Source organism: Nocardiopsis xinjiangensis YIM 90004 (assembly GCF_000341145.1).
In the GTDB taxonomy this organism is placed as follows: Bacteria; Actinomycetota; Actinomycetes; order Streptosporangiales; family Streptosporangiaceae; genus Nocardiopsis; species Nocardiopsis xinjiangensis.
Window position 1 is genome coordinate 35,394 of the sequence record NZ_ANBE01000018.1, and the last position, 13,019, is coordinate 48,412.

10 protein-coding genes and 2 pseudogenes are annotated in these 13,019 nt (G+C 70.1%); 6 read left to right on the forward strand and 6 right to left on the reverse strand.

What is annotated here, in order from left to right; translation table 11 throughout:
• Positions 1-66: 66 nt before the first annotated feature.
• From D473_RS0110710 to D473_RS0110720, 3 genes and pseudogenes are all read right to left on the reverse strand, one after another.
• A complete protein-coding gene (locus tag D473_RS0110710) occupies positions 67-1,191 on the reverse strand; it encodes an acyl-CoA dehydrogenase family protein (RefSeq protein ID WP_017609068.1) in 1,125 nt (374 codons plus the stop codon).
• A pseudogene (locus D473_RS25680) lies at positions 1,188-3,232 on the reverse strand (ATP-binding protein). The gene D473_RS0110710 and the pseudogene D473_RS25680 overlap by 4 nt, the downstream one beginning before the upstream one ends.
• Positions 3,233-3,276: 44 nt before the next feature.
• The gene (locus D473_RS0110720) at positions 3,277-4,887 is read right to left on the reverse strand and encodes a carboxyl transferase domain-containing protein (RefSeq protein WP_017609069.1); all 1,611 of its coding nucleotides are present in this window, start codon (positions 4,885-4,887) and stop codon (positions 3,277-3,279) included.
• A 116-nt stretch (positions 4,888-5,003) separates the two neighbouring features.
• Between D473_RS0110720 and D473_RS0110725 the strand changes: the two genes are divergently transcribed.
• On the forward strand, positions 5,004-5,576 hold the full coding sequence (locus D473_RS0110725) for an SACE_7040 family transcriptional regulator (protein ID WP_017609070.1): 573 nt from the start codon (positions 5,004-5,006) through the stop codon (positions 5,574-5,576).
• Positions 5,577-5,810: 234 nt separating this feature from the next.
• On the opposite strand, the gene D473_RS0110730 is transcribed toward D473_RS0110725, so the two are convergent.
• Positions 5,811-6,227: a hypothetical protein gene (locus D473_RS0110730; RefSeq protein ID WP_152436814.1), complete on the reverse strand. Its 417-nt coding sequence runs from the start codon at positions 6,225-6,227 to the stop codon at positions 5,811-5,813.
• Positions 6,228-6,524: 297 nt separating this feature from the next.
• Between D473_RS0110730 and D473_RS0110735 the strand changes: the two genes are divergently transcribed.
• A complete protein-coding gene (locus D473_RS0110735; RefSeq protein ID WP_033353166.1) occupies positions 6,525-7,895 on the forward strand; it encodes an NAD(P)/FAD-dependent oxidoreductase in 1,371 nt (456 codons plus the stop codon).
• On the opposite strand, the gene D473_RS0110740 is transcribed toward D473_RS0110735, so the two are convergent.
• Positions 7,886-8,542, reverse strand: coding sequence for a hypothetical protein (locus tag D473_RS0110740; protein WP_026126821.1), 657 nt, complete (start codon positions 8,540-8,542; stop codon positions 7,886-7,888). The two genes, D473_RS0110735 and D473_RS0110740, sit on opposite strands and share 10 nt — an antisense overlap.
• Before the next feature lie 43 nt (positions 8,543-8,585).
• A complete protein-coding gene (locus tag D473_RS0110745) occupies positions 8,586-8,876 on the reverse strand; it encodes a metal-sensitive transcriptional regulator (RefSeq protein ID WP_017609074.1) in 291 nt (96 codons plus the stop codon).
• 306 nt (positions 8,877-9,182) lie between these two features.
• Here D473_RS0110745 and D473_RS0110750 point away from each other — a divergent pair, with 306 nt between their 5' ends.
• The 4 genes and pseudogenes from D473_RS0110750 (at position 9,183) to D473_RS0110765 (ending at position 12,985) form a co-directional block, all read left to right on the forward strand.
• A complete protein-coding gene (locus D473_RS0110750; RefSeq protein WP_017609075.1) occupies positions 9,183-9,428 on the forward strand; it encodes a DUF2630 family protein in 246 nt (81 codons plus the stop codon).
• Positions 9,429-9,503: 75 nt separating this feature from the next.
• Positions 9,504-10,153, forward strand: a pseudogene (locus tag D473_RS25685) (DUF4126 domain-containing protein).
• Positions 10,154-10,194: 41 nt separating this feature from the next.
• Positions 10,195-10,869: an HAD family hydrolase gene (locus D473_RS0110760; RefSeq protein ID WP_017609077.1), complete on the forward strand. Its 675-nt coding sequence runs from the start codon at positions 10,195-10,197 to the stop codon at positions 10,867-10,869.
• A 118-nt stretch (positions 10,870-10,987) separates the two neighbouring features.
• Entirely contained in the window at positions 10,988-12,985 is a 1,998-nt protein-coding gene (locus tag D473_RS0110765; protein WP_017609078.1) for an acetoacetate--CoA ligase, read from the forward strand.
• Positions 12,986-13,019 lie beyond the last annotated feature (34 nt).

The following is a 13,019-nucleotide window of genomic DNA, read 5'->3' on the forward strand; positions in this document are numbered from 1 at the left end:
GGCCTCGGGCCGGGGTGGTCACAGTGAGCCGCCCCGGCCTTCGCGGTACTGCGGCGGCGCCGATCCCTACGCCGGCAGGTCCAACTCCCGGGCGATGAGCATCTTCTGCACCTCGCTGGTGCCCTCGCCGATCTCCAGGATCTTCGCGTCCCGGTAGAAGCGCCCGACCGGGTAATCGGTCATGAAGCCGTACCCGCCGAAGACCTGCGTGGCGTCGCGGGCGTTGTCCATGGCGGCGTTGGAGGCCACCAGCTTGGCGATGGCCGCTTCCTTCTTGAACGGCTCCCCCCCCCGCNCGGTGTGCGCACGGGACTCCATCTCGGCGATCTTGAACTGGATCGCCTGGTATTGGCCGATGCGGTGCCCGAAGGCCTCGCGCTCGTGTGCGTAGCGCACGCTCTCGTCCACACAACCCTGGGCCAACCCCACCGACAGCGCGGCGATGGCGATACGGCCCTCGTCCAGGATGCGCAGGAACTGGGCGTAACCCCGCCCGCGCTCACCGACGAGATTGGCCTCGGGCACACGGCAGTCCTCGAAGACCAGCTCGTTGGTGTCGGAGGCGTTCCACCCGACCTTGGAGTACTTCTGCCCGAGGGAGAACCCGGGGGTGCCCGTCGGGACCAGGATCGAGGAAATCTCCGGCCGTCCGTCGGAACGCCGCCCCGTCACCGCGGTCACCGTCACCAGCGAGGTGACGTCGGTCCCGGAGTTGGTGATGAAGGACTTCGTGCCGTTGATGACCCACTCGCCCTCCTCCAAGTAGGCGGTGGTGCGGGTGGCCCCGGCGTCAGACCCGCCGTCGGGCTCGGTCAGTCCGAACGCGCCCAGGGTCCGGCCCGAGCACAGGTCCGGCAGGTAGGTCTTCTTCTGCTCGGCGGTCCCGAACCGGTGGATCGGCATGGCCCCCAGCGACACCCCGGCCTCCAGGGTGATGGCCACCGAGGAATCGACCCGGGCGAGCTCCTCCAGAGCCAGGCACAGCGCGAAGTAGTCGCCGCCCATGCCCTCGTGCTCCTCGGGGAAAGGCAGGCCGAACAGGCCCATCTGCCCCATCTTGGCGACGATGTCGTAGGGGAAGGCCGAACGCTCGTAGAAGTCGCCGATGACCGGGGCGACCTCGGTGCGGGCGAACTCTTCCACGGCGGCTCGGAGGTCGGCGTGTTCGGTGGACAGTTCGTGGCGGTTCATCGCTGCTCCTCGCTGTCGGCGGGGACGGTGGCCGCCGACGCTTCGTGGGCGTCGGGACCGGGGGCGGGTGTGACGGTGACCAGGACGGCGTCCATGGGCACCGGGGTTCCGGGGGAGACCGCCATGGCGGTGACGGTCCCGTCGACGGGGGAGGGCACCGAGTGCTCCATCTTCATCGCCTCGACCACGGCCAGCGTGGTCCCGGCGGTGACCTCCTGGCCGATCTCGACCGGCACGTCCAGGACGGTGCCGGGCATGGGGCTGCGCACGGTGCCGTCGGCGGCGGCCTCGTCCTCACGCAGTGCCGCCGCCACCGGTTCCTCGTGCAGGGTCCAGGCGACACCGTCGGAGCCCACCCAGCGGTGTGCGCTCTCGGGATCGGCGGCCCGCGCGAAGGTGCGGGTGCGTCCGGCACGGGTCACGCTCAAACGTGTGCCGTCGGAGCTTCGGCGGGCCCGTGCCGGAACGGGATCACCGCCTCCCACTCCGACCTCGAACCCGTCACCGCTGCGCCGCACCCGCACAACGGTCGAGTCCTGGCGCGGGGCCCGCAACCGCCACGGGCTCCATGCGCTCTCACCCATGCGCCGGCCGTCGGGTACGGAGAAGCGGTCGGCGGGGGGAGCCTCCCCCNCTGGACGTGCTCGGGGACCTGATCGGGCGCGGCCTCGGGAGGGTCGGTCTCGACGAGGTCGGTGCTCAGGTCGCCGGCCACCACCCGCGGATGGCGCAGCAGCCGCCGCAGGTAGGCGGTGTTGGTCACACACCCCAGCAACAGATAGGAGCCCAGGGCGCTGTCCATCCGGTGCAGTGCCTCGGCACGGTCGGTGCCCCACGTGATGATCTTGGCGAGCATGGGGTCGAAGTCGGAGGTGACAACGGTGCCCTCCGTGATCCCGGAGTCCACGCGCGTCCCCTCGCCTCGGGGCTCGGTCAGCGACAGCACCGGGCCGCCGCTGGGCAGGAACCCGTGGTCGGCGTCCTCGGCGTAGACCCGGCATTCCACCGCGTGCCCGCGCATCGACACCTGGTCCTGACCGAAGGTCAGCTGCTCGCCCCGGGCCACCCGCACCTGGAGCTCGACCAGGTCGACGCCGCGCACGCCGTCCACGGCCACGACCTCCTCGGTGACGGGGTGCTCGACCTGCAGGCGGGTGTTCATCTCCAGGAAGGAGAAGGACACCCCGCCGCCCGGCTCGGTGTCGGCGATGAACTCGACGGTGCCGGCGCCCACGTATCCGCAGGCCTTGGCGGCGGCCACGGCCGCCTGCCCCATCCGGGCGCGCTGGTCCTCGGTCAGCAGGGGTGAGGGCGCCTCCTCCACGACCTTCTGGTGGCGCCGTTGCAGGCTGCACTCGCGTTCGCCCAGGTGCAGGACGTTGCCGTGGGTGTCGGCGAGCACCTGCACCTCGATGTGGCGCGGCCGCTGCACCAGACGTTCCACGAGCAGTGTGTCGTCACCGAAGGAGGCCCGGGCCTCTCTGCGGGCGGCCGCGGCGTCGGTGAGGAGGGTGTCGGGGGAGTGCACGGCCCGCATGCCTTTTCCGCCGCCCCCGGCCGAGGGCTTGAGCAGCAGCGGGTACCCGGTCTCCTCGGCGCGGCGTAGGAGGTTCTCGTCGGTCAGGGGCTCGCCGGGGTGCTCGGTGAACCCGCCCAGCACCGGGACCCCCGCGGCGGCCACCGTCTCCTTGGCGCGGATCTTGTCGCCCATCTGCTCGATCGCTTCGGTGGGCGGGCCGATCCATACCAGGCCGGCGTCGGCGACGGCCCGCGCGAACGCGGCGTTCTCCGACAGGAACCCGTATCCGGGGTGGACCATGCCGGCCCCGGTCTCGCGCGCTGCGGCCACCACGGCCGCGGCGTCGAGGTAGGAGGGGACCCGGGCGGCCGTGTCGGCGGCGAGGGTGTGCGGGGCCTCGGCGTCGGCGTCGGTATGCACCGCCACCGTGCCGATGCCCATGCGGCGCAGGGTGCGCATCACGCGCAGGGCGATCTCTCCCCGGTTGGCGACCAGGACGGTCGCGGGTGGTGTTGTGGTCATTCGGTCTCCAGTGCGGAGCTTCGGGCTGGGTTCGGTCACGGGACTCACATCCGGAAGACGCCGTAGCCCACGGGCTCCAGCGGTGTGTGGCGGGCGGCCGACAGGGCCATGGCGAGCACGTCGCGGGTGTCGGCCGGGTCGATCACCCCGTCGTCCCACAGGCGGGCGCTCGAGTAGTAGGGGCTGCCCTGTTCCTCGTACTGGTCGCGGATGGGGGCCTTGAAGGTTTCCTCGTCCTCGGCCGACCACTCCTGCCCGCGCGCCTCCATCTGGTCGCGGCGCACGGTCGAGAGCACCGACGCGGCCTGCTCCCCGCCCATGACGGAGATGCGGGCGTTGGGCCACATCCACAGGAACCGGGGCGAGTAGGCGCGGCCGCACATGCTGTAGTTGCCGGCGCCGAAGGACCCGCCGATGACGACGGTGAATTTGGGGACACGGGCGCAGGCCACGGCGGTGACCATCTTCGCGCCGTGTTTGGCGATGCCCCCGGCCTCGTAGTCGCGTCCGACCATGAACCCGGAGATGTTCTGCAGGAACACCAGCGGAATGCTGCGCCGGTCGCACAGTTCGATGAAGTGGGCGCCCTTGAGCGCGGATTCGCCGAACAGGATCCCGTTGTTGGCGATGATCCCGACCGGGTGGCCGTGCAGGTGGGCGAACCCGGTCACCAGGGTGGTGCCGTACTCGGCCTTGAACTCGGTGAATTCGCTGCCGTCGACGACACGGCCGATGACCTCGCGCACGTCGTAGGGGGTGCGGGTGTCGGAGGGCACGACCCCGTACAGCTCCTCGGGGTCGAGTTTCGGTGGGGTCGGCGTGCGTGTCTCCCACGCGGGTGCGTCGGAGGGGCCGAGGGTGTCGGCGATGCGCCGGACCTGGTGCAGGGCGTCGGCGTCGTCGTCGGCCAGGTGGTCGGCCACCCCGGAGACCCGGGAGTGCAGGTCGCCCCCGCCCAGCTCCTCGGCGCTGACGATCTCACCGGTGGCGGCCTTGACCAGCGGAGGTCCGCCCAGGAAGATCGTGCCCTGCTCTCGGACGATGACGGCCTCGTCGCTCATGGCGGGCACGTAGGCGCCGCCCGCGGTGCACGACCCCAGGACCGCGGCGATCTGCGGGATGCCCAGACGCGACATCGTCGCCTGGTTGTAGAAGATACGGCCGAAGTGTTCCCGGTCGGGGAAGACGTCGTCCTGCATCGGCAGGAACGCCCCACCGGAGTCGGCGAGGTAGACGCAGGGGAGCCGGTTGTGCAGCGCCACTTCCTGGGCGCGCAGGTGCTTCTTGACCGTCATCGGGTAGTAGCTGCCGCCCTTGACGGTGGCGTCGTTGGCCACGATCACGGTCGGGCGTCCGGAGACCCGCCCGATCCCGGCGATGATCCCGGCGCCGGGGGCGTCGTGGCCGTCGGTGCCGTACATGCCGTACGCGGCCAGGGGCGCGATCTCCAGGAACGGCGAACCGGGGTCGAGGAGGAGATCGACACGTTCGCGAGGCAGGAGTTTGCCCCGTTCGACGTGGCGTGTACGGGCCTTCTCCGGTCCGCCCAGGGCCGCGGTGGCGATGCGTTCGCGCAGCTGTGTGGCCAGAGCGCGGTTCGCGGCGTCGTTGGCGGCGAACGCGGGCCCGGCGGGATCGACCGTCGAGCCGAGCACAGGTGCCCTGTTCATGGTGTCCTCTCGTGGAGGGTGTTAACAGTCACTAACATCGGTGATGTTAATGACTACTAACATGGGTGTCCAGACCTTGGACGGACGAGAGTGGGGAGCACATGGGGGCCAGACCCGCGAGCGGGCGCCGAGCGGACATCCTGGCCGCGGCGGCCGAGCTCTTCGCCGAACACGGCTACCGGGGTGTGACCATCGACGAGCTCGGGCGTGCCGTCGGCACCACCGGTCCGGCCCTGTACCGGCATTTTCCCGGGAAGGAGGCGCTCCTGGGGCAGGTCCTGGTCGAGATCAGCTCCCGTCTCTCCCGCCAGGGGGAGGAGCTCCTCGCGCGCGCAGAGGGCCCCGACCACGCCCTCGACCTGCTCCTGCGCGGGCACATCGCCTTCGCGCTCGACGAGCCGGCGCTCATCACCGTGCACGACCGTGAACTCGGCAACCTCACCCCCGAGGACCGGGGGCGGGTACGGCGGCTGCAACGCGGTTACCTCGAGCAGTGGGTCGGGGTCCTGGCCCGCCTGCGCCCGAAGGAAGCCCGGGCCGTCCTGCGTGCCTCGGTGCACGCTGCATTCGGGCTGCTCAACTCCACACCGCACAGCCGTGGCACGGTCGGTCGTGACGCGATGGCCGAGCTGCTGTTCGCCATGGGACGCTCGGCGCTCGTCCGTGACCCCTGACGCGGACCCCGCTCCCGTCCCGCGCGAAACGCCCACCGGCACGCGCCTGTCCCGCGCGTCCCGTGCCGTGCCGTCCGGTGGACAGGGTTTCTTACAAGACGCGGGCCGGTGGGGATCCGGGGCCGGGGCAGTGGAGCGGTGTGCCGGGGAGAGGGGCCCGGGCCTTCGGGCCCATGAGAGAAGGGGCGGTCGACCCCGCGGGCCGACCGCCCCTTCCCGAGCGGGGATGATTCCTCACTGCCCGACCCGAGCGGCGTCAGCGTCCTCGGCGGGGGTTTCTTCCTGGGCGATCGGGAGCTGCTCGAGCGGGTTGCCCGCTTCGGTCTCCTCCTCGGCGGGTGCTTCTTCGGCGGGGGTTTCTTCCTGGGCGATCGGGAGCTGCTCGAGCGGGTTGCCCGCTTCGGTCTCCTCCTCGGCGGGTGCCTCTTCGGCCGGGGCCTCGTCCTGGCCCGCGGCCCCGGTGGCTTCAGGGTTCTCCGCCCCTTCCTCCTGCGATCCCAGGAGCTGCTCGGCCGCCTCCTGGCTGACCGGCTTCTCGTTCATCGACGGTGCATCGAACTCCTGCGGGGCGGCGTAGGCAGCGCCGGCGCCGAAGACACTCATCCCACCGGCCAGCATCGTCGCGGCCGTGATCTTGGTAAAAGCACGCATGGTGCCCCAGTCCTTCACTACTCGAGTCAGCGCGCGAAGTTATCGCGCCGTTACACAGCGTGACACAGGTGCCTTTGTCGTCGGCCAGTTCCGCGGCCTGGGCGAGTCAAGAAGTCGTATGGCTTTTCAGGGGCTCTCCAATGGACAGCAAAGCCCTCGGAACGTCTTGTGTGGGAGCAGAGAGAGCGACCGACTCGGCCGTACATTCGGCCCCGGTGGGTACACCAGGTCCCAGCGGCCCCACACGAGCCGTCCAGGACGACGTCCCGCCCCCGATGAGTAAGGAGCGGTGTACATATGTCTCGGCCTCGGATCGTGGTGGTCGGAGCGGGCTTCGGCGGCCTGCAGACGCTCCGGCACCTCGAACGTCGCATCCCGACCGGGTCGGCCGACCTCTCCTTGGTCGCGCCGAACGATTACATGCTCTACAGCCCACTGCTGCCGCAGGTGGCCTCCGGGATGCTCACACCGCAGTCGGTCGCCATGTCCGTGCACAGGATGACCCGGGAGAGCAGGTTCATCCCCGGGCACGCGGTCGGTGTGGACACCTCGGACCGGACCGTGGTCGTGCAACGGCCCACCGGGGAGTTCACGCCGGTACCTTACGACCGCCTCGTGCTGGCGCCAGGGAGCCTCACACGTGCTTTCGACATCCCGGGCCTGACCGAGTTCGCCTACGGCAACAAGACGCTCGCCGAGGCGGTGTTGCTGCGCGATCACGTGCTCGGCCAGCTCGAACTGGCCAACGACAGCCGGGATCCGGCCGAACGTGAGGAACGCTGCAGGTTCATCGTGGTCGGTGGTGGTTACACCGGCGTGGAGACCGCGGCCTCCCTCAAGCGTTTGTGCGAAGAGGCGGCCCTTCGTTACCCGGAGCTGCGCTCGGAGATCCGCTGGCACCTGGTGGACATCGCTCCCAAGGTCCTTCCCGAGCTCGGTGACCGCCTCGGCCGCAAGGCGCTCACGCTTCTGCGCAACCTCGGCATCGAGGTCAAGCTCAAGGTCACCGTGCGCGAGGTGACCCCCGACAAGGTCGTACTCACCGACGGCAGGGCCCTGCCGTCCCGGACCCTGATCTGGACTGCCGGGGTCTCGCCCAGCCCGCTCATGGGGACGCTCGACAAGCCCACCCAGGGCGGTCGCCTGGAGGTCGGCACCGACCTGCGGGTCCCGGGCCTGCCGGAGGTCTTCGCCATCGGTGACGCGGCCTCCGTGCCCAACGTCGCCGAGCCGAACGGCTCGTACTGCCCGCCCACGGCGCAGTACGCGACCCGCCAGGCCGACACGGTCGCACACAACGTCGTCAATTCGATCCTCGGCCGTCCGCTGCAGGAGTTCCGGCACAAGGACCTCGGGCTGGTGGTGGACCTCAGCGGCAAGGACGCGCTCGCGCGGATCCTCAAAATGGAATTGAGCGGTTACCCGGCGTTGGCGGCCACACGCGGTTACCACGTGATGGCGGCCCCCTCCAACACGGCCCGCGCCCGCATCATGGCCAACTGGGCGATCCGCGGCCTCACCGGCGGGGAGATCTCCCGGCTCGGTTTCGCCGACGACGGGCGACCCGCGTCGTTCGTGGCCAACGAGGAGGTGGAGTACATGGACGCCGAGAGAGCCCGGACCGAGGGGGCGCGGTTGATGGAGAACATGAAGGAGCGTTACGGATAGTTCTGGTCCTCGGCCCGTTCCCGTCGCTGTGCGTTCCGGGACAACAGGAGGATGGCGGTCGTGGCCACACCGAGTGCGGTCACGGCCGTGATCACCTGCCACGGCTCGAAACGGCCGTCGAGATCGGCCAGGAAACGGCGGGTGGCGGACTCCGGGTCGAGCAGGAGGGCCCCCGCGGCGAGGATGCACAGAGCCACGGCGGTGGCGAGCACGGCGGTCTTCGCGGCGCCGGACAGGCCCAGGCGGCGGCGCACCACCCCTCCGGCCTCGACGATCCTGGTCAGACGGATGACGGGCAGAGTCCCGGCGACGCGCAGCAGACGCAGCAGCTGGGCGGGGCCCAGGGTGAAGACCACGGCCGGAAGGGTCACGGCCGCAACGAAGGTGCTCCACCGGTTCGTGCGTAGCCACTGGAGTTTGTCCTCGGCGAACACGATCAGCAGGATCCACTCGGCCCACAGAATCACCCCGGCGGCCACGTTGGCCCAGGATCCGATGTCGGCCCATATGCCGTCGGCCCACACGGTCAACAGCACGGCCGGGACGGACACGATCGCGGAGATCAGGACGGGAAGGGCCAATCGGCGCTGCAGCACGCGCGAGAGGTGGTTGGCTTCTTCTGGGGAAGGTTGCTGCTCAGGGGGCATACAACAACGCTAACGCTGGTCGTGTGCCGTTGTACCGATCGGGTCAGGAGCGCACGAGGCGGGCGATGGCGTCGGAGGCCTCGCGGACCTTCTCGTCGGCCTCGTCGCCGCCGTTGGCCACAGCGTGGGCGACGCAGTGCTTGAGGTGCTCGTCCAGCATCGAGAGAGCGAACGAACGCAGGGCCTTGTTCGCCGCGGAGGTCTGTGTGAGGACGTCGATGCAGTACTGGTCGTCCTCGACCATGCGCTGGAGTCCGCGGATCTGCCCCTCGATCCGGCGCAGCCGGTTGAGGTGCTTCTGTTTGTCGTTGCTGTAACCGTGCTTGCCCGCCATGGTCCCGCTTCCCTGTTGTTCCTGATCAGGTGCCATAACAATACCCCCTCAAGGTATGAAACGGCGGAGGTCCCGCTCCTGTTCCGCGGCAGCCGGTCGCCGTTCGTGTGGTTGTCCGCCAAAACCGTCCGTAAGAGGAGTTTCTCAGACCGCGCGCACCGCCCGGCCCTGGCGGGACGGGCGGTGCGGGGCGCAGTGCGCGTCGTGCTCACACGCACGCACCCACACGTAAATGTTCGGTACGGGACGGGCAACCGCGGTACAGGGGTTCTTGCTCGGGCCCGGTGGCCCGCCGACCATGGCCCTATGAGCGACACCGGCGAGAAGGACATCATGACCACCATCCGGGGCCTGATCGACGAGGAGCACATCCTGCGCTCCGACCCCGAGGGCCTGGACAACGAGGAACGACGTCGGATGAAGGAGGTCGAGGCGGCCCTCGACCAGTGCTGGGACCTGCTGCGCCGACGCCGCGCCCGCGCCGAGTACGGGCAGGACCCCGACGAGGCCCAGGCCCGCCCGGTCTCCGAGGTGGAGCGTTACTGGCAATAACCGGGGGCGGCGAACCTTCTGTGCTCCTCAGGCGTCCCTACCAGTACACGACCGGAGCACACGAAGGGCCCCCGCATGCTCGCCACCCTCACCGGCCTCGGCCTGTCGGCCTCGGCCGGGCTCAACGCCTACATCCCCCTCCTGATGGTGAGCCTCATGGCCCGCTACACCGATGCCCTCCCTCTCGGGCCGACGTGGCAGTGGCTCCGANCGCCGACAAGGTTCCGGCCCTCGACAGCCTCAACGACACGCTCCAGACCTTCGTACGCCCCACCTCCGGCGGTATCACCTTCGCCGCGGGTACCGCGACCGTGCCGCTCGACGAGATCGTCGGGGAGGCCTCGGGAGCGGTCGGGGACAGTGGCGGGCTCGCGTGGGGCGCGCTCCTTGCCGGCTGCCTCGTCGCCCTGGCCTTGCACGTCGTCAAGACCCTCGCCCGGCCCGCGGCCAACACCGCCACGCTCGGCTGCGCCGCCCCTGTGCTCTCCGCGGTGGAGGACGTGGTGAGCTTCCTGACCGCGTTGTTCGCGGTGGTGGCCCCCCTGCTCGTCCTCGTGATCCTGCCGCTCCTGGTGCTCGCCGGGTTCCTCCTCCTGCGCCGGCGGCGCCGTGCCCGTGCGCTCCGTTCGAACGGGGCCCCCGTTCCCGACGGCCCCGGACCGCACGGCCCGGGGCCCTACGGCCCCCACGGCCCGGGAGCCGGGGGAGGCCGGAGTGGCCGATAACGCATACCGTCACCCGGCCTCCGGGCCGTACAGTTCATCCGATGACTGAATTCAGTTTTGACCGAAGCGACATCACACACATCGTCTGGGACTGGAACGGCACACTCCTGGACGACAACCACGCCAACCTCGCCGCCGTCAACGCCGTCTGCACGACCTTCGGCCGCGAACCCGTGGAGATGGACCACTGGCGTACGGTGTTCCGCCGTCCCCTCATCTCCTGCTACGAGGAACTCCTCGGCCGCTCCTTCGCCGACGGGGAGTGGGACCGGGTCGAACAGCTCTACGACGAGGGCTACCGGCACCACCTGCCCACCTGCGAGCTCGCCGACGGGGTCCCCGACGTGCTGCACACCTGGGCCGGCGGGGGCGGGACCCAGTCGCTGCTGTCCATGGCGGGCCACGACCACCTCCTCCCGCTGGTGACCGAACGCGGCCTCGCCCACCACTTCACCCGCATGGACGGGCGCCGGTTCACCACCGAGCACGACTCCAAGGCCGAGCACCTGGTCCACCACCTCGACAACCAGGGCATCGACCCCGCCAAGGTCGTACTCATCGGTGACATCGACGACGACGCCCGAGCGGCACAGCAGGCCGGGGCACAGCCGATCCTGGTCGCCAGTGGGCTCATGTCGCGCGACCGGCTCGTCGCCACCGGGGCCCCCGTCGTGGACACCCCCGTCGCTGCCGTCGCAGCGTTGCGGGGAGTCTGACCAGGTCCGACGTCCACCCCGGTCTCCGCCGGTGCCGGGCGGAACGTTAGCGTGACCATAATGTGTTGTCAGACGGGTCTCACAACACGACATGTCACGTCGAACGGAAGGCGCACCAATGACGGAGAGCGGCGTCCCCCGCGTGCTCTGGGAACCGGGCGAGAGCATGCTCGAGTCCGCCAACATCGTCGAGTTCGCCCGCTGGGCCGAGCGCACCAAGGGCGTGCGCGCCTTCGGTGAGCAGACGGGGGCGGAAGGGGCGTTCGACTACGATGCCCTCTGGCGTTGGTCGACCACCGACATCGAGGACTTCTGGGCGGCGATCTGGGAGTACTACGGGGTCGAGTCCGACACCCCCTACGAGCGAGTGCTCACCGAACGGGCCATGCCCGGAGCCGAGTGGTTTCCCGGGGCCGCCCTCAACTACGCCCGGCAGATCTTCGAGGACCGCGATCCCGACGCCGTCGCGATCCGCCACGCCACCGAACTGCGGCCGCTGGGGGAGTGGACCTGGGGCGAGCTGCGCCGGCGCACCGCCGCCATCGCCGCCGGACTGCGGGAGAAGGGGGTGGGCCCCGGCGACAGGGTCGCCGCCTATCTGCCGAATCTGCCCGAGACCGTCGCCGCGTTCTACGCCGTGGCCTCCCTCGGCGCCGTGTGGTCCTCCTGCTCACCCGACTTCGGGGTCCGCAGCGTCATCGACCGGTTCGCGCAGATCGAACCGAAGGTCCTGTTGGCCGTCGACGGTTACCGCTACGGCGGCAAGGACTTCGACCGGCGCGGGGTCGTCGCCGAACTGCGCGAGGCCATGCCCACGGTCGAGCACACCGTCGTCCTCGACCAACTCCGTCCCGGGCAGACCACCGAGGGCACCATCCCCTGGGCCGACCTGGAGGCCTCCGGCGCGGGCGCTGAGCTGGAGTTCACCCCCGTGGCCTTCGACCATCCCCTCTGGGTGCTGTACTCCTCCGGTACCACCGGCCTGCCCAAGGCGATCGTGCAGGGGCACGGCGGGATCCTCCTCGAGCAGCTCAAGAACCTCCACCTGCACCTGGACGCACGCCCCGACGACCGTGTCTTCTGGTACACCACCACCGGGTGGATGATGTGGAACTTCCTGGTGAGCGTGCTGCTGACCCGGTCCTCCATCGTGCTCTACGACGGCAGCCCCGCCGCGCCCGACCTCAACGGGCTGTGGGACCTGGCCGCCGACACGGGGGTGACACTGTTCGGAACCAGCGCCGGTTACCTGTCCTCGTGCATGAAGGAGGGCGTGCGCCCCACCCGCGGCCGTGACCTGTTGCGGCTGCGGGGGATCGGCTCGACCGGATCGCCGCTCAGTCCCGAGGCGTTCTCGTGGGTCTACGAGGAGTTCGGTTCGGACCTGTGGCTGTTCTCCACCAGCGGCGGCACGGACGTGTGCAGCTGCCTGGTGGGCGGGACCCCCACGCTGCCCGTGTACGAGGGCGAGATCCAGTCGCGGGCGCTGGGGATGGCCGTGGAGGCCTGGGACCCCGAGGGCCGCCCGCTCACCGGCGAGGTCGGTGAGCTCGTCGTGACACAGCCGGCGCCGTCCATGCCCGTGTTCTTCTGGGGAGACGAGTCGGGGGAGCGGCTGCACGACAGCTACTTCGCCATGTACCCCGGTGTCTGGCGGCATGGCGACTGGATCGAGATCACCGAGCGCGGGACCGCGGTCATCTACGGGCGTTCGGACTCCACCATCAACCGGGGCGGGGTGCGTATGGGCACCAGCGAGATCTACCGCGCCGTCCTGGCTCTGGAGGACGTGCTCGACGCGCTCGTGGTGGACGTGCCCCAGGAAGACGGGTCCTCCAGGATCGAACTCTTCACGGTGCTGCGCGAAGGGGCCGACCTGGAGGGGGACCTGCCCAAGGAGATCGCCCGGCGGATCCGCACCGACTGTTCACCGCGCCACGTGCCCGACCGGGTGCGGATGATCGAGTCGGTGCCGCGCACCCTCTCCGGCAAGGTCCTGGAGGTACCGGTCAAGCGCATCCTCATGGGCGAGCCCGCGGAGAAGGTCGCCAGCCGCGACTCCCTGGCCAACCCTGAGGCGCTGGACCACTTCACTTCCCTCACCACCGACGGGTAGGGCCCGGCCGGGAAGGCCCCCGGACCCGTGCCCC

What these genes read in the sequence shown, in the direction of transcription:
- D473_RS0110750 (WP_017609075.1), top strand. Translation starts at nt 9,183, where the DNA reads ATGAGCGACACCGGCGAGAAGGACATCATGACCACCATCCGGGGCCTG.
- D473_RS0110765 (WP_017609078.1), top strand. Translation starts at nt 10,988, where the DNA reads ATGACGGAGAGCGGCGTCCCCCGCGTGCTCTGGGAACCGGGCGAGAGC.
- D473_RS0110725 (WP_017609070.1), top strand. Translation starts at nt 5,004, where the DNA reads ATGGGGGCCAGACCCGCGAGCGGGCGCCGAGCGGACATCCTGGCCGCG.
- D473_RS0110735 (WP_033353166.1), top strand. Translation starts at nt 6,525, where the DNA reads ATGTCTCGGCCTCGGATCGTGGTGGTCGGAGCGGGCTTCGGCGGCCTG.
- D473_RS0110745 (WP_017609074.1), bottom strand. Translation starts at nt 8,876, where the DNA reads ATGGCGGGCAAGCACGGTTACAGCAACGACAAACAGAAGCACCTCAAC.
- D473_RS0110730 (WP_152436814.1), bottom strand. Translation starts at nt 6,227, where the DNA reads ATGCGTGCTTTTACCAAGATCACGGCCGCGACGATGCTGGCCGGTGGG.
- D473_RS0110760 (WP_017609077.1), top strand. Translation starts at nt 10,195, where the DNA reads ATGACTGAATTCAGTTTTGACCGAAGCGACATCACACACATCGTCTGG.
- D473_RS0110740 (WP_026126821.1), bottom strand. Translation starts at nt 8,542, where the DNA reads ATGCCCCCTGAGCAGCAACCTTCCCCAGAAGAAGCCAACCACCTCTCG.